Consider the following 20,876-nt stretch of genomic DNA (forward strand, 5'->3'; position numbering starts at 1 on the left):
AATACAAGTTGTTTAATTGTAGTTGATTCAGATTTTTTGATACAAATACTTTCTCTGAAAGCCAATTACACGCTTTTTGATAGGTTTTACTTGTCAAACGTAGGCTTTCTGCTTGTGATTCATTAACATAAAGTTGAATTTTAGCTGTAATTGTTGTCATATTTTCACCGCCTTTCACTAAAAATAGTATACTATTTTTAGTGAAGTTAAAAAAAGAAACTCAACCTAAAGGTTGGCGACAATTCCTCCCTGACTTACGCTTTGCGTTGAAGTCGGGGTATCCTTGTCGCAAATCTGATGAAAATTACAAAAATAAGAGGTGTGAAACGCTTGGATATACAGCAACGCAACGAAGAGATTTTGAAGTGGTTTAACCACTTCCATACACATGCAGAAATTAGCTGGCAGGAATTTAATACAACAAAAACCTTAGCGTCATTTTTTGAAGCACAAGGCATTAGCCATTATACATTTGATGATGTTACAGGTGTTATTGCCGAGATTGGTGAAGGCGAGGAGGTTATTGCGGTACGCGCTGATATTGATGCGCTATGGCAAGAGGTAGATGGTGTGATGCAAGCAAATCATTCATGTGGGCATGATGCTAATATATCAATGGTACTTGGTGCAATGCTTGAGCTACGTGACATGCCGCTCCAAAAACGCATTCGTTTTATCTTTCAACCAGCAGAAGAAACAGGCGGCGGTGCACTAGCTATGGTAGAGCGCGGTGTGATGCAGGATGTTACGCATTTATTTGGTGTGCACTTACGTCCACAAGATGAACTACCACTAGGTAAAATTGCGCCAGCCATTTATCATGGTGCAGGTGCATTTTTACAAGGTACAATCAAGGGGGCAGACGCACATGGCGCTCGCCCACATCAAGGGCAAAATGCGATTGATGTCTTAGTAGCTATTCATATGTTAACTAAAACGATTTATCTTAATCCTGCAGAAACATATTCGGTTAAGGTTACGAAAATGGTAGCAGATGGCGGTAGCGTTAACATTATCCCTGGAGCCGCACAATTTTCATTAGATGTGCGCGCCCAAAAAAATGAAGTGCTTGATCAGCTTATCGCTAAGTTAGAGCACGGTTTGCAAAGCATTCAAGCACAGTATGAGATTGATATGGCGTGGGATTGGGATGATATTACGCCAGGGGCAGAGGTTGCTGAAGAAGCATTACAGCTAGCGGCAACGGCAATTACAGAGACCTTTGGTGAAGAAGTATTAGCGCCAGCCATTGTAACGCCGGGCAGTGATGACTTTCATTTTTATACGATTAAATGTCCACATGTAAAAGCAGCGATGATTGCGATTGGTGCTAACTTAACACCAGGCTTACATCACCCACAAATGACATTTGATCACCATGCATTATTTGACGGTGCAACAGCCGTCGCTGCTACATTACGCAAGGCAGTAACGATTAAACAACTAGAGACAGTAAACTAAAGGAGCTATCCCCATGAAAATTGCAAAAATTGATATTCACTTAATTGACTTACCTTTAATCGAGCCATTTATTATTAGCTATGGCACTTATCCATCAATGCCCTCTATCATTGTTAAATTAACGACGGAATGTGGGCTTGTAGGCTGGGGTGAGGCGGTGCCTGATGAGCATGTAACAGGTGAGTCACCGAACTCAACTTACGCGCTACTACAACATCAATTAGCCCCACGTCTAATTGGCGAAAACCCAATGAACTTTGAACGTATTCATACGATTATGGATGCGGCAATGCTAAATGTACCTGCAGCGAAGGCAGCGCTTGATATTGCGTGTTTTGATGTAACCGGTAAAAAATTAGGCGTACCTGTGTACAACCTTATTGGAGGACGCTATCACAAAAAATTTCCGATTACACATGTGCTGAGCATCGGTACACCAGAAAAAATGGCAGATGAAGCGGCTCAAAAAATGAGCGAAGGCTTTACATCATTTAAAATGAAGGTTGGTACAGAAGTAATGAAGGATGTCGCACGCATTCAAGCAGTGCGCGCGCGTGTTGGTGAGGATATTGCGATTCGGGTTGACGTTAATCAAGGATGGGTAAATGCAGCAAATACGCTACGCGGTGTCGAAGCATTAAAGTCAGCAAACCTGGATTGGTTAGAGCAACCCGTTAAAGCAAGTGATATTGATGCGATGGTTGAGGTAAAGGCAAAGAGTACAATTCCAATGATGATTGATGAGGGGTTAACAGGTGTGCGTGATATGCGTGAAATCATCGCAAAAAATGCGGCACATAAAGTCAATATTAAGTTAATGAAATGTGGCGGGATTTACCCAGCTTCTAAACTAGCATATATGGCGGAGATGGCAGGTATTGAGTGTCAAATTGGCTCAATGTTAGAGTCGTCGATTGGTTCTGCTGCAGGTTTCCATGTGGCATTTTCTAAAAAAATCATTACAAGTGTTGAGCTAACAGGACCACTGAAGTTTACAAGTGAGATTGGTGACTTGCATTATGATGTGCCGTTTATTCAATTAAATGAAAAACCAGGACTTGGTGTAACAATTGATGAGCAGAAGCTTGCGGCATTAACAGTAGCGCAGGTAACTGTACAATGATTAGCACGGGTACACTAGGTGCGACACGTTATATGGTACGTCGCTTAACGGTAGCTGATATTGCACAAATTGAAGCGGTGCAAAAAGATGTTGTGGCCGCATTAGAAGACAAGGCGATTTTACAACCATTAGACCGTAGTGAACTCGAAAATATAGTAGGTGGCAATGGCGTAATGCTTGGTGCTTTTGTTGAAGATATGTTAATTGCCTTTCGCGCCTTACTAGATCCGTTAGATGACGATGAGCATTTAGGTCGAGATGGTGGGCTTGCAGAGCCGCAATTATCAAGCGTCATTTATCAGGAAGTTTCTAATGTACACCCAAGTTACCGTGGCTACGGGTTACAAAAAATATTAGCCTCATTAATTATGAATGAAGTAGATACTAGCCGTTACCAATATGTTTGTGCAACGGTTATGCCATTTAATATTGCGAGCCTTAAAGACAAGTTTGCACAAGGGCTTAAAATTGTAGCACTTAAGCTAAAATATGGCGGCAAGTTGCGTTATGTGTTTATGAAAGCCTTAAACGGTGAAAATAAGAAGTATAGTGAAGTAATAGAAGTAGCAATGAAAGATACTACCACGCAACAAGCTGTACTTAAACAAGGGTACGTTGGTACAGGGATGTATGATAAAGGAGATGAATGGATAGTACGCTACGAAAAATAGTTTAGGGGTGAGTAGCATGGCAAAGATTTTAGTTGTAGGCAGTATTAATATAGATAGCGTGTATCATGTACCACATATTGTGCAACCAGGCGAAACATTGCATAGTACAAGTGTGGCAACATACTTTGGTGGTAAGGGAGCTAACCAAGCCGTTACAGCAGGGCAGCTTGGTGCAGAGGTTTATTTTGTAGGCGCAGTAGGTGAGGATACAAATGGTGCATTAGCAATTGATAATCTAGAGCGCAAAAATGTGAAGACAGTCTTTGTCAAACAGCAAGGTATAACAGGACAGGCGATTATTCAAGTTGCACAGGACGGCGAAAATGCTATTATTTTAGTGCCAGGCGCTAATCACAGCATTACACCTGAGCAACTAGACAACGTTTGTGATTGTGTAGAGTCAGCGGATATTTTACTGCTTCAGCTCGAAATCCCTATGCCAACGATTGAAAAGGCAGTTGCGCTTGCGACTAAATCAGGTACACGTATTATTTTAAATCCTGCACCCGCACGTCCATTAACGGATGAGGTGCTACAACGTGTTTCTGTGCTCACACCTAATGAAACAGAGCTAGCCCTATTGACTGGTTTTTCAATTACATCAGAAGAAAGCCTTAAACAAGCTTGTCAGCAATTATTGCACAAAGGTGTAGCAGCAGTTGTTGTCACGTTAGGTAGCAATGGTTCATTTTATATGACAAGCGAAACCTCGGGCTATATTAGCGCACAAGCTGTAGAGGTTGTAGATACAACAGGTGCAGGAGATGCTTTTAACGGTGCTTTAGCCGTAGCACTTGGCGACCATAAGCCGCTTCAAGAGGCAATCACATATGCTACGAAAATTGCGGGCTATGCGGTTACACAGCAAGGCGCACAACCATTGATTAAATAAAAAAGATGCCTAAGTTGGCATCTTTTTTATTTGAGTGGACAATAGCCACAAGCCATAAGTCCAGGCATGTCTTTAGAGAAGCAACATGTTTTACGGACAGGCACATTAACAAGCGCAGAAGGACTTTGACCACCTGTGTATTCTGCCCACCAAGATTTATTCGAAAATAATGCCCATGTTGCCGGGTCTTCTAAAATTTCGATATCCTCCATGGCTTGATCCGCAAGCCCGGGGTTTTCTAATAAAATATGATAATGCCATAGTAAGTAGCCAAAAAAGTTTTCCCAAATGGTGAGTGGCGAAATAGTAGTTACCTTGCGTAATTGCTGTACAATTTCGTGCCCTTGTTTATATAAGATACTTTTTATTACACTTATCCGTTCGTCTTCATCTACATAACGCCAATCATTAGGGTTTAAAAAAATACTAACGGTGTGCGCACCAAATTCTTCGGTAGCATCAAAACGAATATCCTCTAATTTGCCATCCCACACCTCATCATAAGCAGCTAGCATATAAAATTGCATAGCAAAAAACATACCATAGCGTCGACTAAAGTGAGAAACAGCCGCTGCTTCTGTAGGTGCACTTGTAATGCCCATTAATAAATTACGGAAGTCTGTTAAATAAAAATCTTGTTTAATATTAGCTAGCGTAAATAATGTACGCTTAGGTTCGGTTGTATACATACTATAACTGTTTAATTGACGCACTTGATCCATCGTTAAAGCAGGCATGTCATCGCTCCTTAATAAAAGTTTTTGCAAAACTGTTGACAATTTAATTGATAACAATTATCATTATCATTGTAAGAGTTACTCCTCAATTACAAAACGAGTGTAATGAGGTTGAACTTTAGCTACTTTTCTCCAGAAGTTCGCTAGTTCATGAAGTGCTCCCTAACCCCCCTCATATATTAGAGAGTACGTACAGTAAAAACTGTTCTATCAATCATCACGAACGATTGATAGAGCAGTTTTTTATCATTTAAGTTTTTAAAAACAGAACGAAGGATAACCCCGTTCTGTTAGTTTTAGCGCGCTTCGAATAATTGAACAATCTCAATAATTACTTGCGTCGCTTTTTCCATTGTTTCGGCAGAGACATATTCAAACTTGCCGTGCATATTTTCGCCACCCGCAAAAATATTAGGTGTTGGTAGCCCCATATAAGATAGTTGTGAACCATCTGTACCGCCACGAATCGGTAACGTGTTTGGCGTAATGCCAAGCTTATGCATTGCCTCGCTTGCAATATCGACGATTTCTTTTACAGGCGTAATTTTTTCGCCCATATTGTAGTACTGATCTTCTATTTCAATTTGGATGGCTGTTTCGCCGTAAGTAGCTTGCATAGCTTTTACGGTATCTTGCATAAATTTCTTTTTCGCTTCAAATTTTTCACGGTCATGGTCGCGGATAATATAACTCATCTCAGCGTGCTCAATTTTACCGTTAAAGTCCATTAAATGAATGAAGCCCTCATAGCCTTCTGTTTTTTCAGGCACAGCATCTGCTGGCATTTGGTTTTGGAAAGCAATCGCTGTTGTAATCGCATTGACCATTTTATCTTTAGCAGAGCCTGGGTGTACACTAACGCCAGTTGTAGTAACTGTTGCCCCCGCAGCATTAAAGCTTTCGAATTGTAGCTCACCTAATGGGCCACCGTCCATTGTGTAGGCAAAGTCAGCATTAAAGGCAGCTACGTCAAATTTATGTGGGCCACGACCAATTTCTTCGTCTGGTGTAAAGGCCACGCGTAATGTACCATGTTTAATTTGTGGGTTTTGCACAAGGTAGGCCATAGCTGTCATAATTTCTGCAATACCTGCTTTATCATCTGCACCTAATAAGGTTGTACCATCTGTTGTAATTAAAGTTTGCCCTACATAATTTTTTAGTTCAGGAAACTCTGAAGGTGACATTACTAAATCTGCATTTAATTGAATGTCGCCACCATCATAATTATTAATACGCTGTGGCTTTACGTTTGTGCCTGTATAATCTGTTGCTGTATCTACATGCGCTAAAAAGCCGAGTGTTGGTACTTCTTTTGTTGTATTACTTGGCAGTGTGGCAAATAAATAGCCATGCTCGTCGAGTGTAATATCTGTTAAGCCAATTTCCTTTAGCTCATCACGTAATACGTGGAGTAAATCAAATTGCTTTTGTGTAGATGGCGTAGTTGAGCTTGCTGCATCTGACTGTGTATCAATTTTTGCATAGCGAATTAAACGTTCGATGACTTGTTCTTTCATGATGAAACTCCTCCTTTGTATGTCGAGTTAATTGTATCACTTTTTGTAATAGCAGAATATTGTGAAACGCTTAGCGCAAATAAAAGTTGTGCTCCGTAATAAGTTAGCATCACGCCACTATGAGCAATAGTGAGCGGTGTAATGAAGCGGTCAATTGCTAAAATAGAGTCTGATAAAATAAATAAAAACGCGGCACTAATCGCAAGTGGTGAGCCTGTGCGAAAAGAGGTAATACCCATCGTCGCAATGACGGTAATATAAGCAAGCACAGCGAGCGCTAAAACAGTATCGCCTGTGGCGAGTACTGTACCTGCAATCCACCATATCATGAGCCCTGCATAAAGCATTACAGCAAGTTTAATAGCTAATGGTGCACGTTGTTGATTAGTGCGCATAAAAGCTACAATATAAAAAATATGACCTATTAAAAAGAAGCTTAGCCCTACAATAAACCACTGCAAAGTGTAATCACCAATCATACAAAAAGTTAGACCAACAATGAGCCATCTATGATAAGGTGTGCGAGTTAGTTGTAGCCGAAGTGTATACGCAATAATTAGTAGCATCGGCAGTATTTTAACAAAGTAGGTCAAAGATTCTGGAATATGGGTAAATAAAAAGATATAGCACAAGCCGATTAATACGGCGAGTGTTAACATCATAGCACCTCCAAAAAAATGAAACTATTTTGTGTACATCACGTAAATAAACTATACGAAAGGAATGATTATTATGATGCCATATTTAATTGCTTCTGCAGTTGTCGCGATTGTAGCAGCGTTATTAATTGTACCATTATTCAGTACAAATAAAGACGGCGGGCCTTCTATGAGCACACGTCTTAAAGTAATAGTTGGCTTATTTATTATCGCATTTATTATTACAGCCGCTACGGTTTATGTAACAAAAATGGATATGAACTGGCTAGCATTTTGGCCAGCACTAATTGTATTAACATTAGCAGGCGCGATTTTTTCGAGTGGTGCGGAGCGCACAGTTAAAGGTGTATTATTTTTAGCAAGTTTAGGTTTAGGTATTTATATTTTAGCTGCGCCTGTTTTTAATGCAGATACTAAATTTAAATCTGCAGAGATGAAGGAAGAGGTAGAGCTAACACCGTTCGACGAAACAAAAAAACCTGCTAGCGTGCCACCTAAATTTGTACGCAATAAAATGAAAAAAGCTTTTGGGCAAGTACCTGATGCAAGCTATTATGAGTTAGGTAGTTTACAAATCCAAAAGGTAAAAGATGATTATGTATATATTGCACCTGTAGAGTTTTCAGGTTTCTTCCGTTGGTTAAAAGGTGATACAACACCAGGTTACTTTATGATGAGTGCCACTGACTCAACAGCTAACCCTAAATTTATTAAGCAGGAAATGCGCTATATTCCTTCTGCTTATTTAAACAAAAACCTATCACGTCATATGCGTTTACAATTCCCGACGATGATTTTTTATGGCAAACCACAGCTCGAAGTAAATGACGAGGGCAAACCATACTATATTCGTTCATATGGTAAATATATTAGTGCCCGTGATGGCTTTGATGTATTAGGTATTATTATGGTGGATGCTAACACAGGTAAAACAGAGAAGCATGCATTAAAAGATGTGCCAAAATGGATTGATGGCGCTATAGCACCAGAAGTAGTAAGTTTACAAAATAGCTACTATGGTAAATATGTTCATGGCTTCTGGAACACATTAACAAGCAAAAAGGATATTAAATTACCGTCAGATGAAGGTACAGAGGCAAATGTTAGCCCTGTATTTGATGAAAACGGCGAGATGTACTACTTCACAGACTTTACAAGTCCAAAAGAAAATGTGGACTCTATGCTAGGTTACTCATTAACTCATGCACATACTGGTCAAGCAACGTATTATACGGGTGATCTATCAGAGTCATATATGGACTCACAAGGTGCACTGCAAATTATTGAAAAGAAATTTATCGAGAAAAAATGGTCAGGTCAAATGCCAATTTTGTATAATTTCTACGGTGAGGCAAGCTGGCTAACACCAGTAATGGACTCAAACGGCTTCTTGCAAAACTACTTTATCGTATCAGCAGCAAACCCTGAGATTTCGGTTTATGCAAATACACCAAAAGAAGCATTGAAACTATACAAGGCAGCCTTAACGCGTGGCGGTGGCTCTGTAGAGAACGTAGCAGATGCCGAAGAAAAAACGACAGCAGGTAAAGTAGTACGTGTGTATAAGGAGCGTATTGGTGACTATACGATTGTTAACTTCTTATTAGATACAAAAGACAACTTTATGGTTAGTACCGAAACAGAGCCATTAGCAATTTATTTAGAAGTAGCAGATGAAGTAAAAGTAATTTATGGCGATACAGGCGAACAATTTTTACCTGTTAAAGAGTTACAAATTTCAACGATAAAAGTTAAAGAATCATAAGCCCCTGACAGCCAACATTTCTTAGGAGATGTTGGCTGTTATTCGTTTTATGTTTGAAGCTTACACGCTAACCAAAGCTAGAAATTATGGTAAAATTAAAAAATGCGTGAAAGAAAAAGGAGCTAGTGTTTTGATAAATTCATTGCAATTAACATGGAAGAAATATGAGTGGGTATGGATTGTTATTATTGCCTGTTTAACCGCTATTAGTAGTGAAATTAAGCTCGTGCCCTTCGAACAAATTGATTTTCGATTTGGGCTAGGTAGCATTATTTTTTTATTGTTATTACTCATTCGACCAACGGAACATATTATACGGACCGGCTTAGTAACAGGTCTAGTTGTTGTATTATTTCGTATGGGTATTGAAAGTGCCTTTAGGCAGACGCCAGTAACAGAAGCTTTTTTTCGTAGTGCGCCGACTTTTATGTTTTATAGTGTATATGCTTGCAGTTATAAATGGTTAAAGGTCGATCGCTTAAAAAGTAATGCTATTCAACTAGGTATTATTGCCACATTCATTGAAATTATAGCGAATGCAGCTGAGCATTTAGCGCGTTTTAGTGTTACTCAAATTCCGATAGGGCTTGATGGTTGGCTATTAGTCATAGGCGTAGCATGTTTCCGTAGTTTTTTTGTTGTCGGGATTTATGTATCGATTGCTCAAGCATATCAACAGAGAGAGTTAACGAAAAACTTAACGGTAAATGCAAATATTTATAGTGAAAAGCTTTATTTAACAAAGCTTATGAGACAAACCGAAGAGGTAATGGCGCATAGTTATCAACTTTATCGTACGCTAAAAAAAGAAGAACATCCTGCTTACTATAGCGCCTTGCATATTGCACAGGAAATTCATGAGGTGAAAAAAGATAGTCAACGTATTTATGCAAGTGTTGAAGATATAGCAGAAGAATTCACACAACCTATACAGTTATCGCAATTGCTTTATCACGTGCGCGTCAGCAACGAAGCGTATGCTAGATATTTAGGTAAGTCATGTACAATCAGCATTACACAACATGGTGAGATGCTCATTTATCAATCAGCAGCATTACTTACGATTCTCAATAATCTTGTAGCAAATGCGATAGAAGCAATGACAATCGGTAAAGTCCAAGTGACAGTAACAGTCGCAAACGAAGTAATAATCAGCGTTCAAGATGATGGGGAAGGTATTCAACAAGTAGACGAAGCACTTATTTTTGAACCAGGTTTTACGACAAAATACAATCAACAAGGTGTGGCTGCTACCGGTATTGGCTTAAGCCATGTGCGCGACAGTGTTGCAAGTTTAGGCGGAGAAATTACATTAGTGCATCAAGTACAAGGTACGTGTTTTATAGTGACGTTACCAAAAATTCAATTAGAGGAGTGACATCATGCGTTATTTTATTGTCGATGATGATGCGGTGGGGCGTCGTATGTTAAGCCAAATTATTATTGATGGTGATTTAGGCATTGTAGTAGGTGAAGCGGAGAATGGGGAAGATGCAATTGCGCCTATATTACTCAGCCATCCTGATTTTGTACTCATCGATTTATTAATGCCAAAACAAGACGGTATCTCGACGATTGAACAGTTACAAAGAGAAGGGTTTAAAGGTCACTTTGTAATGATTTCACAAGTAGTAGACAAGGAAATGGTAAGCGAAGCATACGCAAGAGATGTGGAGTTTTTTATTCATAAACCAATTAATAAAACAGAAGTTACGAATGTCTTAAAAAAGACCGCAGAGCGATTTTTGTTAAAGCAATCGCTATTAACGATTCGCGATTCGTTAGTTCATTTTGAAAAAGATACGAAAGAAGAAATTCATTTAACCGTAAAAGATATTGTGCTATCTATTTTAAATGATTTAGGTATTGTAGGGCAGTCAGGTAGCGATGATATTGTAGCAATTATTGAAATGTTAAGCATGCAACAAGACTTACCAAAACAATTGCCGCCGCTCAAAAATTTATATGAAAATTTAGCTGCAATGACGTGCACTACTAGCTTAGACATTGTGAAAGAAGCGAAAGCGATTGAACAGCGGATACGTCGTGCTGTAATCGCTGCCACCCATAATATTGCAATTATGGGTGCGGTAGATTATGCGAGTCAAGAGTTTGAATATTATGCACCACGTTATTTTGAGTTTGCTGAGGTGCGCCTGTGCATGCAAGCTGTACAAAAAGAGCAACCTATGCCAAAAAAAATAAAAGTAAACGTAAAGAAATTTTTACAAGTATTAGCGGTAGAAACAAAAGAAAAGTATTATCAGTAAGAAAATTTTTTAATTTTTTTGTCGGATTTTGTCGGACGAAATAGTTTGCCTTCTATAATAACAACATGTTTTACGAAAAAACATGCATTAAGGAGGTAAACGAGATGCAAAAGAAAAAATTTAGAATTAGTTTAGCCTATCAAATTTTACTCGGCTTAGTACTTGGTATTGCCGTAGGTGCAATTTTTTATGGTAACTCGAATGTGGAGACCTACCTACAACCAATAGGTACGATCTTTTTAAACTTAATTAAAATGATTGTTGTGCCTATTATTATTTCTACGCTTATTCTAGGTGTCGCTGGCACTGGTGACATGAAGCAACTAGGACGTCTCGGTACAAAAACAATCGTCTACTTTGAAATTGTTACGACGATTGCTATCGTATTTGGGTTATTAGCAGCTAACATTGCTAAACCTGGTGTAGGCATTGATATGGGAGAAATTACAGAAACCGATATTTCTTCTTATGTAGAAACGACAAAAGAAGTTGAAAGCTCGGGCTTTGCGGATACTATCGTTAGCATTGTTCCGACGAATATTATTAATTCAATGGCTCAAGGCGATATGCTGCCAATTATTTTCTTCTCTGTGCTATTTGGTTTAGGCGTAGCGTCAATAGGTGAGCGAGGCCAACCTGTGCTTAACTTCTTCTCGGGTGTGGCGGATGCCATGTTCTGGGTAACGAATACAGTAATGAAATTTGCACCATTTGGGGTATTTGCGTTAATTGGTATTACGGTATCGAAGTTTGGTGTGGGTGCATTATGGCAGTTAGGTAAGCTAGCAGGGCTAGTATATTTATGTATGTTCTTATTTGTTTTTGTTGTGTTAGGAGCAATTGCTAAGATTGCGGGCACAAGCATTATTACATTAGTAAAAGTGTTAAAAGAGGAACTAATTTTAGCCTATTCAACATCAAGTTCAGAAACAGTATTACCAAAAATTATGCAAAAAATGGAACGCTTCGGTGTGCCAAAAGATATTGTTTCTTTCGTTGTACCAACGGGTTACTCGTTTAACTTAGATGGCTCGACATTATACCAAGCTATCGCAGCGATTTTTATTGCACAGATGTACAACATTCCGTTAACGATTGGTGAGCAAGTTACGCTCGTATTAGTGTTAATGATTACGTCAAAAGGTATTGCAGGTGTACCAGGTGTATCGTTTGTCGTATTATTAGCGACACTTGGCTCTGTAGGTATCCCAGTAGAGGGCTTAGCATTTATCGCAGGTATTGACCGTATTCTTGATATGGCTCGTACTGCTGTAAACGTTATGGGTAACTCATTAGCAACGATTGTTATTGCGAAGTGGGAAAAACGTTTTGATGAAGATGCAGCAAAAAACTATTTTAATAATCCTGTAGTATAAAAGAAAACGAGTAAGGCTAGAAATTTGTAGCCTTACTCGTTTTTATTTATTGCCAAGTGAAGCCTTTTTTAGCAAGAAAATCTTTAATATGTGGACGGCGTTGCTCTACTAAAAAGTCAGCCATTTGTTTTGTCCAGTTATCGATTTTACGATTAGATGAACGACTACTATAATAGTTTTCCATTGTGGCATTGAAAGCGTGTAGCTGTTCGTCATAATTTTCATCATACGTATTCTCATGTAATACGGCCCCAACAGGTAAGCGGGGTTTGACTTCATTACGGCGTGCTGGCACACCAATCGTTAAGCCGAATAGTGGGAAGACATAATCAGGTAAACCGAGTAAATCACTAATCTCCTCAGGTTTATTACGTACCCCACCAATATAGCAAATACCATAGCCCTCAGCTTCAGCTGCAACGACAAAGTTTTGAGCAAAAAGTGCAACATCTGCAACACCAACTAACACGTTTTCTGCAGAGTCTGCAACGATGTCAACGCCTTCTAATTTACCTGCAGCTTGCAAGCGTTTAAAGTCTACACAAAATACAAAAGCTGCACCTGATGTTTCATATTGACGTGGATTGCCTGATAATAGACCAAGCTGTTCTTTTTTAGCTTCGTCTGTTACCCATACAACACTGTATGCCTGTACAAAGTGTGAAGAAGCTGCCATTTGAGCAGTTTCAATTAAATCTACAACTGTTTCTTTTGAAAGTTGCTCCCCGTCATAAATACGTACAGATGAGTGACTGCGTAAAAGTTCTTTTACCATAATTTTATCCATCCCTTCTCTGAGTTACACCTTTATTTTAGTACAAAAAAAGAAAGTTTGCTATTTTATGTAGAACGTTGTCATCATGCAGGTTTAGATGGATTTGTATGCCTGGAAAATACGCTTTTTAAAAAAAGTAAGGTTGACACCTTTTTTTAGGTGGCGTATAACTATAGTTGTCGAGAGACAGACCAATAAAAAATGATTCCTCGTTAGGTGAGGCTCCTATATGAAGATATGCTACTGCCCAGAAACGTCCAAAGACGCCAACGGGTCAGCAGAAGTCATCGAGTTAAGGTGATTTTTAATGTAGCTGGTACATCCTATGTCATATAGTGCTAAAACTCTACGAAAGAGGTTGTGAATTGCTACTGCTCAATATAAGAATTGAGTATTGTTTAGTAATGTTTATTCAGCATTCCTCTTTTATAGAGGGATGCTTTTTTATTTGGCAATAGTTACTCGTTAGGTGAGGCTCCTATATGAAGATATGCTGCTGCCCAGAAACGTCCAAAGACGCCAATGGGTCAACAGAAGTCATCGAGTTAAGGTGATTTTTAATGTAGCTGGTACATCCTATGTCATATAGTGCTAAAACTCTACGAAGGGGTGCAGTTCACGGGAATGCCGTGCGCTTATTTCAACACGCCTCTTTGTAGTGAGGCGTGTTTTTTTGTGCAATAACAAAGGAGGTGGTGGGAATTGGATAGTTCCCCTTGTTGGCGAAGTTATAAAAAAATAGAGGAAAGATCTGCTTCTCATAATCAATGGGAGGTGGATGTCTAGGAGGTTTTAGACATGACAAAACGTTATAAATTTGAATCTGCAGGCGAAATTATGGATACAAGCTATATTACGGTGCCTGCTCACTTCACGGTGGATAACACGATCGCATACTTTAGAAAAAATGCAAAAAACAAAGAGAATTTGCATTATCTTTATGTGACAGACGATAACAGTCGTTTATGTGGTGTGCTATCTGTACGTGAATTATTATTAGCGAGTAAGGAACAACGTATCGATATGGTGATGACGAAAGATGTTGTTTTTGCCCCGTCAGATATGGATCAAGAGGAACTCGCAAAAATCTTTGATCGCGATGATTTATTATCCGTACCGGTTATTAATGAGCAGTTTCAAATGATTGGTGTCGTCCATGTGGATGATATTTTAGATGTGATGACTGAAGAAACAACAGAAGATTTTTTGAAAATGGCACCTGTATCACCAATAGGTGAAAGCTTAAAAGATGCGAGCGCTATTTTACTGTATCGCAAGCGTATTACTTGGCTAGTACTACTCGTATTTATGAATGTTTTTTCAGGCGCAGGTATTGCGCACTTTGAGGATGTTATCGAAAATAATATTGCCTTAGTATTCTTCTTGCCTTTACTTGTGGATAGCGGTGGTAACGCGGGATCACAAGCCGCGACACTAATGATTCGTTCTATGGCATTAGGTGACGTTAAGATTAAAGACTGGATGAAGCTGTTTACAAAAGAAATTTCTATTTCATTTTTATTAGGTATTACAATGGCTGCAGCTGTATCGGTAGTAGGATTTATGCGAGGCGGCATGGAAATTGCTGTAGTAGTAGCGTTAACGATGACCATTGTTGTAATGGTAGGTAGCTTAATTGGTATGTCATTACCTTTCATTTTTAATAAATTGAAGTTGGACCCAGCAACGGCAAGTGCACCACTGATTACATCTATTGCAGATATTGTGGGTGTATTAATTTACTTCTCTATTGCGGCTTGGTATTTAGGCTTATAAGAAAGGCGGTGTAGCGAAATGACGCACACAGAAATTATGGTGAAATTAACGGTAGCATTATTTTTCGGGCTGTTTATTGGTATTGATCGCCAGCTTAAACATAAGCCATTAGGGTTAAAAACTACGATGATTATTTGTGTAGCGAGCTGCTTGGTGACGGTTGTTTCAATTGAATCGTTTCATCGTTTTGCTACGCCTGTATTTCGCAATATGGATCCAATGCGCTTAACGGCACAAATTGTGAGTGGTGTTGGTTTTTTAGGTGCAGGTGTGATTTTACGCCGTAGTAATGATGTTATAACGGGATTGACGAGTGCGGCATTAATTTGGGCGGCATCAGGGCTTGGTATTGCGGTAGGTGTAGGCTTATACGTGGAAGCGACGTATGTTGTGATGTTATTTATTTTAGCTGTTAATGTCATTCCATCAGTAGTGAAGAAAGTAGGACCACAACAGTTACGTCAGCGTGATGTTAGCGTGAAGCTTGTCATGGAGCCCAATACAAAAATGACAGATTTACTAAAAACGATTGAAGGTAAGACGCGTACGTTAAAAAAAGAAAAGCGTCAGCTAATTACTGTGCGCAATGTAAAGATTAAAGACGTAAGTGATGAAGCGCAGCATGTAAATTTATTATTATCTGCGCCGGAGGACCAATATACAACAGAGATTTATTATTTATTTAAAAAAATCGAACACGTCGTAAGTGTGGAGGTTGAACATTTATAAGTAGGTGATTGAGATGACAACAATTAAAAACTGGCAAGAATATTCGTATTATTTAGCATTACATTTAAAAAATAAAGAACGCCCAGCTTTTCGTAAACAATTTTTATCGCTTCATCCTAATGACCAGTTAACATTTATTTATATGTTAAATGAGCATACACGGAAACGTTTATACCGCTATATTACACCTGTAGAGTTTGCGGAAATTTTTGTGCGCTTAGCACCGAGTGAGCAAAGAATGGTAATAGAAGAGCTACAGCCAGCTTATGTACAAGAAACGATACGAGCGATGCCTACAGATGACATGGTAGATTTTTTGAGCGCATTTTCTCCGTTAGAAACAGCACGTTATGTCAATTTATTAGAAGTGCATGAAGCACAAAAGGTGAAGCGGATGCTAGGGTATGGCAAGCATACAGCTGGAGCCCTAATGACTACAGAGTATATGGTAGCGTATATCGGCCATACCGTAGCGGATGTGTTAATTCAAGTGCGTGAGCAAGGGAAAGACGCTGAAACAATTTACTATATTTATTTAATCGATGATAGAGAGCTGTTGCGAGGTGTCGTATCTTTACGTGATTTATTACTTGCTGCGCCTAGTGAAGTTGTAGCAACAATTATGCAAGATAAGTTGATTTCAGTAGAAACAAATATAGACCAAGAAACAGTGCTACATATCGTGCGTGATTATGACTTGTTGGCGCTTCCTGTAACCGAGCAAGGCAAGCTAATTGGCATTGTTACAATAGATGACGTTATGGACGTCTATTATGAGGAAACCGAAGAGGACTTTGGTGAGCTAGCTGGAGTAAATGGTGCTATTGATTTAGATATTGGTGTTGTAAAAGCGACAAAAATACGTTTGAGCTGGTTATTACGCCTAGCCGTAATTAGTTTTATACCTTTTGTATTAGTATATTTACATCCTGAACATGCGTATATGACGGCATTACTCGTACCATTTATCGCCAGTATCGCAGGCAATGCAGGTATTCAAGCTTTAACAATTGCCACACGTGTGAAAGAACAGCATGAAGGGGCTTTAAAGTCACTACTTATTAGAGATGGTCTAGTAGCAAGTATATTAGGGCTAAGTGTAGCAAGTATCGTAGCCTTACTTGCTTATAGTAGTGCATTACCGGTATTGCCGCTAATCAGCTGTGCTTTTTTAGCAATTACAGCGAGCTCTTTACTAGGTACGTTATTGCCATACGCCGTAAAGAACTCATCAAGTGCTTCTAGCCCCGTTATTGCGACGTGGAGTGATGTACTGACAGTAGCAATATTTAGCTTAATGCTTATTGTTTAATGGCGTCTAAACGCTTGGCGTACTTTTGGTTCTGTATTAGCCACTACATTTTTTATATTGGGAATGTGCAAACAAAAAGTAATAAAAAATAATAATACTGTGAGTAAAGTAGGCAGCGTACCGTAAGAGCAAGAGACGCTTAGTAAAACGCTATAGAAAGCGAGTAGTCCAATAATTAAATAGTTAGAAGTGATGCTGATCACAATAAATAAAGCTAACGCTAAGAGACCCATCTGCCAATCGATGGCTATGAATGCTCCTATGACAGAAGCAGTACCCTTTCCTCCTTTAAAATTCATATGAAAAGGAAAGTTGTGACCTATAATCACGGCAAATGCTAGTAAATATAAATAGTCGTAAATTTGCTCGCTTGTAATATACCAACTGTTTAGTATATAGCGTAAAACAAGGATTGCTATAATCGCTTTTGCAATATCAATAAGTGCGACTAACACGCCGTACTTCCAACCTAATTGGAGAGTAGCATTAGAAGCACCCGCATTACCTGAGCCAACCTTTTTCAAGTTGACGCCTGATAGTTGATTAGCGAAGGTAGAACCGTGAATACATCCGATGAAGTAACCTATACTACTAATAATGAAATAAATCATAAACAACAAAAACCCCCTCATAAGCGACTACTATTGTATTTACTCTACGCAATTACAAGTGAGAAGTTTCAGAAAAAATAAAATACTTGTTGACATAGTAAAACACTAGGGTATATACTGTGTAACAACGAAGGTAATTCAAAGCAAATAACTCTTATCAAGAGCGGCGGAGGGAATAGGCCCTAAGATGCCCAGCAACCAGTGATTCATCACAATGGTGCTAAGTCCTACAGACAATTGTCTGGAAGATAAGGGGAGGAAAATGTAACTACAACCTCTTCTTATATCATAGAAGAGGTTTTTTATTTTTTCGCAAACCTCCTCTAGAAATACCATTCGTAAAACAAATTGGGAGGCAATGATTATGACAAACTTTAAACCAGAAACATTACTATTACACGGAGGGCAAGATGTAGATCCAACAGGGTCACGCACAGTGCCTATTTACCGTACAACGTCTTACGTTTTTAATAACACAGAACACGCACGTCGTTTATTCGCACTTGAAGAAGGTGGCAACATTTACTCTCGTATTATGAACCCAACGGTCGATGTTTTTGAAAAGCGTGTAGCAGCACTTGAAGGCGGTACTGCAGCAGTAGCCTTCTCTTCAGGTATGGCGGCAATTGCTTTCTCAATTTTAAATATTGCGGGTACAGGAGATGAAATTGTAGCAGCAGGATCATTATATGGTGGTACATATAATTTATTTGCGAATACATTACCGCGCTACGGCATTAACGTAGTGTTTGTAGATGAAACAAACCCAGAAAATTTCCGCGCAGCGATTAATGAAAACACAAAAGCTATTTTTGCTGAAACAATTGGTAATCCAAGCTTACAAGTATTAGATATCGAAGCGGTAGCGAACATTGCTCATGAAAACGGTCTGCCATTATTAATTGATAGCACATTTGCTTCTCCTTATGGCGCTAACCCGATTGAGTTTGGTGCAGACGTGGTCATCCATTCAGCAACAAAATGGATTGGCGGTCACGGTACAACAATCGGTGGTGTAGCTGTTGATGCGGGTAAATTTGATTGGACACAAGGCCGCTTCCCAGGCTTTACAGAGCCGGATGCAAGTTATCATGGTATTCGTTACGGTATTGATACAGCGGCAGCAGCTTTTGCGACAAAAATTCGTGTGCAATTACTGCGTGACTTCGGTCCAACACTTAGCCCAGATGCAGCATTTAACTTAATTCAAGGGCTTGAAACACTGCACTTACGTGTAGCTAAGCATAATGAAAATGCGGAGAAAGTAGCGGCGTATTTAAAAGATCACCCATCTGTGACATTTGTACATCATAATAGCTTCAAAGACTTCCCAACGCACGATTTAGCAAATAAATACTTGAAAAACGGTTACGGTTCAATTTTAACATTCGGTATTAAAGGTGGTCGTGAAGCAGGGGCTAATTTAATTGATAACGTTAAATTGTTCTCACATGTAGCAAACGTAGGGGATGCAAAATCATTAATTATCCACCCAGCATCAACGACGCATCAACAACTTTCAAAAGAAGAGCTTGAAATTGCAGGCGTATCTGAGGAGCTTATTCGCTTATCAATCGGACTAGAAGCAATTGAAGATATTATTGCTGACCTTAATCAAGCGATCGCAGCTGCAACGAAATAATAAAGCAAAACGTGTCGTGCCTATAGCTAACTTCTCATTCGATAAGGCAAAATAGGACGACTAGTCGTTCATCAGACGAAAACATTGAAAAGACCATTTTCGCACTAGCGGAGATGGTCTTTTATAATAGAAGAAACTCAAAAAAATGACCATCATAAAAAAACAGCTGTACGTGTGGAAAAGATTAATGTTGTAAAAAGCCTATAGATACGTTACAATTTTCAGTAAGTTAAGTTTAGAACTGTGGAGGGAAGACAATTATGGCAACAATTAAGGCAGCGATTTTAGGATTCGGTACGGTAGGGCAAGGTATTTATCATATCCTAAACGAAAAGCGTGAAGAATTAAAAAATAAATTAGGCTTAGAACTAGAAGTAGCGAAAATTTTAGTAACAGATGCGAGCCGTGAACGTGTACCAGGCACTGCGCATTTAATGACTGAAAATATTGATGATATTTTTGAAGAGCAAGGTTTACAAGTTGTCTTTGAGGCAATTGTAAATGAAGAGCCTGCATATACGTATTTAAAACGTGCAATTGAAAATAAATGTCATGTTATTACAGCTAACAAAGTAATGTTTGCGAAGCACGGATTAAAGTTACAAGAGCTAGCGAAGGAATACGGTGTATTTGTCGGCTACGAAGCAACAACAGCAGGCGGTGTACCTGTTATTAAAACAATGAAAAATATTCTACTTGTCAATGATGTTAGCCGTATTCAAGGCATTTTAAACGGTACATCAAACTATATTTTAACGAAAATGCGTGCAGAAGGCTGGACGTTTGAAGACGCATTAAAAGAAGCACAAAAGCTTGGCTATGCAGAAGCAGATCCATATAATGACGTGTCAGGTCAAGATGCCTTCAAAAAAATTATGATTTTAAGTGCTTTAGCATTTGGCGAACAACCAGATTGGGATAATGTTGATGTTATCGGTATTGATAGTATCTCAGCAGCAGAGGTTGAAGAAGCAACAGCTAAAGGTTTACGTTACCGTCACGTAGCAGAAGTCGAAAAACGTGAGGACGGCAGTATTTTTGCGAAAGTAGGTCCAATGCTTGTAGATGCAGAGCACCCGCTGTACCCAGTCGATGATGTTAATAATGCGGTAGCACTTGAAACAAACTATATTGGCACATTGTCATTAGTTGGTCCTGGTGCAGGGATGTACCCAACGGCTAGCGTTATGGTAGAAGACTACGCTGAAATTATTGGTAAACGTGCGGGCTTTGTGGTCCGAATTTAGTGAAATAAAAGAAGCGACACTGCATGTGCCGCTTCTTTTTCATCAGATTTGCGACAATTCCTCCCCGACTTCAACGCAAAGCATAAGTCAGGGAGGAATTGTCGCCAACCTTTAGGTGGAGTTTCTTTTTTAGTGAAAGGCGGTGAAAACATGCCAACAATTACAGCTAAAATTCAACTTTACGTTAATGAATCACAAGCAGAAAGCCTACGTTTGACAAGTAAAACCTATCAAAAAGCGTGTAATTGGCTTTCAGAGAAAGTATTTGTATCAAAAAATCTGAATCAACTACAATTAAACAACTTGTATT

General features: G+C 39.1%; 18 protein-coding genes and 3 riboswitches. Of the genes, 13 read left to right on the forward strand and 5 right to left on the reverse strand.

Going from position 1 to position 20,876, the window contains the following annotated elements; all coding sequences use genetic code 11:
• The first annotated feature begins 330 nt into the window (after positions 1-330).
• The 4 genes from DDE80_RS10795 to rbsK are packed head-to-tail and all read left to right on the forward strand — an operon-like array spanning position 331 to position 4,147.
• Positions 331-1,461: an amidohydrolase gene (locus DDE80_RS10795; RefSeq protein WP_235612321.1), complete on the forward strand. Its 1,131-nt coding sequence runs from the start codon at positions 331-333 to the stop codon at positions 1,459-1,461.
• A 13-nt stretch (positions 1,462-1,474) separates the two neighbouring features.
• Positions 1,475-2,584: a mandelate racemase/muconate lactonizing enzyme family protein gene (locus DDE80_RS10800; protein ID WP_108307678.1), complete on the forward strand. Its 1,110-nt coding sequence runs from the start codon at positions 1,475-1,477 to the stop codon at positions 2,582-2,584.
• Positions 2,581-3,255, forward strand: coding sequence for an N-acetyltransferase (locus tag DDE80_RS10805; protein ID WP_108307680.1), 675 nt, complete (start codon positions 2,581-2,583; stop codon positions 3,253-3,255). Before DDE80_RS10800 ends, DDE80_RS10805 begins: the two co-directional genes overlap by 4 nt.
• A 16-nt stretch (positions 3,256-3,271) precedes the next feature.
• A complete protein-coding gene (gene rbsK, locus DDE80_RS10810) occupies positions 3,272-4,147 on the forward strand; it encodes a ribokinase (RefSeq protein ID WP_108307681.1) in 876 nt (291 codons plus the stop codon).
• A gap of 26 nt (positions 4,148-4,173) precedes the next feature.
• Here the strand turns inward: rbsK and DDE80_RS10815 are convergent, their stop codons facing one another.
• The 3 genes from DDE80_RS10815 to DDE80_RS10825 all read right to left on the reverse strand — a co-directional run bounded on the left by DDE80_RS10815 (position 4,174) and on the right by DDE80_RS10825 (position 7,063).
• Positions 4,174-4,884: a Fe-S oxidoreductase gene (locus tag DDE80_RS10815; protein WP_036144393.1), complete on the reverse strand. Its 711-nt coding sequence runs from the start codon at positions 4,882-4,884 to the stop codon at positions 4,174-4,176.
• Between the two features lie 296 nt (positions 4,885-5,180).
• Positions 5,181-6,404, reverse strand: coding sequence for a peptidase T (pepT, locus tag DDE80_RS10820; protein ID WP_108307683.1), 1,224 nt, complete (start codon positions 6,402-6,404; stop codon positions 5,181-5,183).
• Positions 6,401-7,063 carry a lysoplasmalogenase gene (locus tag DDE80_RS10825; protein ID WP_235612322.1) on the reverse strand — a complete coding sequence of 221 codons (663 nt, stop codon included), beginning with the start codon at positions 7,061-7,063 and terminating at the stop codon, positions 6,401-6,403. Before DDE80_RS10825 ends, pepT begins: the two co-directional genes overlap by 4 nt.
• 73 nt (positions 7,064-7,136) lie before the next feature.
• Between DDE80_RS10825 and DDE80_RS10830 the strand changes: the two genes are divergently transcribed.
• From DDE80_RS10830 to DDE80_RS10845, 4 genes are all read left to right on the forward strand, one after another.
• Positions 7,137-8,828, forward strand: coding sequence for a hypothetical protein (locus DDE80_RS10830; RefSeq protein WP_108307687.1), 1,692 nt, complete (start codon positions 7,137-7,139; stop codon positions 8,826-8,828).
• Positions 8,829-8,958: 130 nt separating this feature from the next.
• Positions 8,959-10,206: a sensor histidine kinase gene (locus DDE80_RS10835; RefSeq protein ID WP_161952319.1), complete on the forward strand. Its 1,248-nt coding sequence runs from the start codon at positions 8,959-8,961 to the stop codon at positions 10,204-10,206.
• 4 nt (positions 10,207-10,210) lie between these two features.
• Entirely contained in the window at positions 10,211-11,098 is an 888-nt protein-coding gene (locus DDE80_RS10840) for a response regulator (RefSeq protein ID WP_108307691.1), read from the forward strand.
• Between the two features lie 104 nt (positions 11,099-11,202).
• On the forward strand, positions 11,203-12,474 hold the full coding sequence (locus tag DDE80_RS10845) for a cation:dicarboxylate symporter family transporter (RefSeq protein WP_108307693.1): 1,272 nt from the start codon (positions 11,203-11,205) through the stop codon (positions 12,472-12,474).
• A gap of 46 nt (positions 12,475-12,520) precedes the next feature.
• Here the strand turns inward: DDE80_RS10845 and nfsA are convergent, their stop codons facing one another.
• On the reverse strand, positions 12,521-13,249 hold the full coding sequence (gene nfsA / locus DDE80_RS10850; protein ID WP_108307705.1) for an oxygen-insensitive NADPH nitroreductase: 729 nt from the start codon (positions 13,247-13,249) through the stop codon (positions 12,521-12,523).
• Between the two features lie 201 nt (positions 13,250-13,450).
• A riboswitch (M-box (ykoK) riboswitch) is annotated at positions 13,451-13,613 on the forward strand.
• A 90-nt stretch (positions 13,614-13,703) separates the two neighbouring features.
• A riboswitch (M-box (ykoK) riboswitch) is annotated at positions 13,704-13,866 on the forward strand.
• Between the two features lie 181 nt (positions 13,867-14,047).
• Between nfsA and mgtE (DDE80_RS10855) the strand changes: the two genes are divergently transcribed.
• From mgtE (DDE80_RS10855) to mgtE (DDE80_RS10865), 3 genes are read left to right on the forward strand one after another with little or no spacing between them, the layout of a single operon-like run.
• Positions 14,048-15,025: a magnesium transporter gene (mgtE, locus tag DDE80_RS10855; protein ID WP_108307694.1), complete on the forward strand. Its 978-nt coding sequence runs from the start codon at positions 14,048-14,050 to the stop codon at positions 15,023-15,025.
• Between the two features lie 18 nt (positions 15,026-15,043).
• Positions 15,044-15,754, forward strand: coding sequence for an MgtC/SapB family protein (locus tag DDE80_RS10860; protein WP_108307696.1), 711 nt, complete (start codon positions 15,044-15,046; stop codon positions 15,752-15,754).
• Positions 15,755-15,767: 13 nt separating this feature from the next.
• Positions 15,768-17,066 carry a magnesium transporter gene (gene mgtE / locus DDE80_RS10865; protein ID WP_108307698.1) on the forward strand — a complete coding sequence of 433 codons (1,299 nt, stop codon included), beginning with the start codon at positions 15,768-15,770 and terminating at the stop codon, positions 17,064-17,066.
• Here mgtE (DDE80_RS10865) and DDE80_RS10870 read toward each other — a convergent pair.
• Positions 17,063-17,677 (reverse strand): glycerol-3-phosphate acyltransferase, encoded by a 615-nt coding sequence (locus tag DDE80_RS10870; protein WP_235612323.1) that lies wholly within the window; start codon positions 17,675-17,677, stop codon positions 17,063-17,065. The genes mgtE (DDE80_RS10865) and DDE80_RS10870 overlap by 4 nt on opposite strands.
• A gap of 151 nt (positions 17,678-17,828) precedes the next feature.
• A riboswitch (SAM riboswitch) is annotated at positions 17,829-17,932 on the forward strand.
• Between the two features lie 109 nt (positions 17,933-18,041).
• Here DDE80_RS10870 and DDE80_RS10875 point away from each other — a divergent pair.
• Positions 18,042-19,319, forward strand: coding sequence for an O-acetylhomoserine aminocarboxypropyltransferase/cysteine synthase family protein (locus DDE80_RS10875; protein ID WP_108307701.1), 1,278 nt, complete (start codon positions 18,042-18,044; stop codon positions 19,317-19,319).
• A 260-nt stretch (positions 19,320-19,579) separates the two neighbouring features.
• The gene (locus tag DDE80_RS10880; protein WP_108307703.1) at positions 19,580-20,566 is read left to right on the forward strand and encodes a homoserine dehydrogenase; all 987 of its coding nucleotides are present in this window, start codon (positions 19,580-19,582) and stop codon (positions 20,564-20,566) included.
• Positions 20,567-20,876: the final 310 nt, after the last annotated feature.

The organism is Metalysinibacillus jejuensis (genome assembly GCF_003057615.1).
Taxonomy (GTDB): domain Bacteria; phylum Bacillota; class Bacilli; order Bacillales_A; family Planococcaceae; genus Metalysinibacillus; species Metalysinibacillus jejuensis.

What these genes read in the sequence shown, in the direction of transcription:
- DDE80_RS10800 (WP_108307678.1), top strand. Translation starts at nt 1,475, where the DNA reads ATGAAAATTGCAAAAATTGATATTCACTTAATTGACTTACCTTTAATC.
- DDE80_RS10805 (WP_108307680.1), top strand. Translation starts at nt 2,581, where the DNA reads ATGATTAGCACGGGTACACTAGGTGCGACACGTTATATGGTACGTCGC.
- rbsK (WP_108307681.1), top strand. Translation starts at nt 3,272, where the DNA reads ATGGCAAAGATTTTAGTTGTAGGCAGTATTAATATAGATAGCGTGTAT.
- DDE80_RS10815 (WP_036144393.1), bottom strand. Translation starts at nt 4,884, where the DNA reads ATGCCTGCTTTAACGATGGATCAAGTGCGTCAATTAAACAGTTATAGT.
- pepT (WP_108307683.1), bottom strand. Translation starts at nt 6,404, where the DNA reads ATGAAAGAACAAGTCATCGAACGTTTAATTCGCTATGCAAAAATTGAT.
- DDE80_RS10825 (WP_235612322.1), bottom strand. Translation starts at nt 7,063, where the DNA reads ATGTTAACACTCGCCGTATTAATCGGCTTGTGCTATATCTTTTTATTT.
- DDE80_RS10830 (WP_108307687.1), top strand. Translation starts at nt 7,137, where the DNA reads ATGATGCCATATTTAATTGCTTCTGCAGTTGTCGCGATTGTAGCAGCG.
- DDE80_RS10840 (WP_108307691.1), top strand. Translation starts at nt 10,211, where the DNA reads ATGCGTTATTTTATTGTCGATGATGATGCGGTGGGGCGTCGTATGTTA.
- DDE80_RS10845 (WP_108307693.1), top strand. Translation starts at nt 11,203, where the DNA reads ATGCAAAAGAAAAAATTTAGAATTAGTTTAGCCTATCAAATTTTACTC.
- nfsA (WP_108307705.1), bottom strand. Translation starts at nt 13,249, where the DNA reads ATGGTAAAAGAACTTTTACGCAGTCACTCATCTGTACGTATTTATGAC.
- mgtE (WP_108307694.1), top strand. Translation starts at nt 14,048, where the DNA reads ATGACAAAACGTTATAAATTTGAATCTGCAGGCGAAATTATGGATACA.
- DDE80_RS10860 (WP_108307696.1), top strand. Translation starts at nt 15,044, where the DNA reads ATGACGCACACAGAAATTATGGTGAAATTAACGGTAGCATTATTTTTC.
- mgtE (WP_108307698.1), top strand. Translation starts at nt 15,768, where the DNA reads ATGACAACAATTAAAAACTGGCAAGAATATTCGTATTATTTAGCATTA.
- DDE80_RS10870 (WP_235612323.1), bottom strand. Translation starts at nt 17,677, where the DNA reads ATGATTTATTTCATTATTAGTAGTATAGGTTACTTCATCGGATGTATT.
- DDE80_RS10875 (WP_108307701.1), top strand. Translation starts at nt 18,042, where the DNA reads ATGACAAACTTTAAACCAGAAACATTACTATTACACGGAGGGCAAGAT.
- DDE80_RS10880 (WP_108307703.1), top strand. Translation starts at nt 19,580, where the DNA reads ATGGCAACAATTAAGGCAGCGATTTTAGGATTCGGTACGGTAGGGCAA.